General features: G+C 61.7%; 1 protein-coding gene. It reads left to right on the top strand.

The genetic code is table 11. From position 1 onward, the window contains the following. Nucleotides 1-441, top strand: a 441-nt coding sequence (locus ALO_RS12495) for a two-partner secretion domain-containing protein (RefSeq protein WP_169313148.1), incomplete at both ends; no start/stop codon positions are given.

The raw sequence follows: 441 nt of genomic DNA, 5'->3' as shown, positions 1-441 counted from the left end.
ATTTTAAATAACGCCACGCAAACCGCTCAAACCACCCTGGCCGGCACCGTACAAGCCAACGCCAACCTCCAGGGCAAAGCCGCTTCTCTCATCCTCAACGAAGTCACCGGCACAGGCCGCACCAATCTCAACGGCACCCTGGAAGTCGCCGGAACCAAAGCCGCCGTAGTCATCGCAAACCCCAATGGCATCACCGTCAACGGCTTCGGCGCCATCAACGCCGACCGGATCAGCCTTGTCACCGGCCGTCCCACCATCGACGCAGACGGCAGCCTAACCTCCTTCCGCGTCACCGGAGGCGACATCCAAATCCAGGGCGAAGGCATCCGGGAAGACCGCCCCGCCAGCAAACTCGACCTCATGACCCGCGCCGCCCCAAATCAACGCCGCCCTCTGGGCCGAAGAAATCAACCTCATCACCGGCGCCAACCAAATCGACTA

Source organism: Acetonema longum DSM 6540, from assembly GCF_000219125.1.
In the GTDB taxonomy this organism is placed as follows: Bacteria; Bacillota; Negativicutes; order Sporomusales; family Acetonemataceae; genus Acetonema; species Acetonema longum.
The sequence above is the reverse complement of the archived record's forward strand: the minus strand, read 5'-3'. Positions and strand labels throughout refer to the sequence as shown.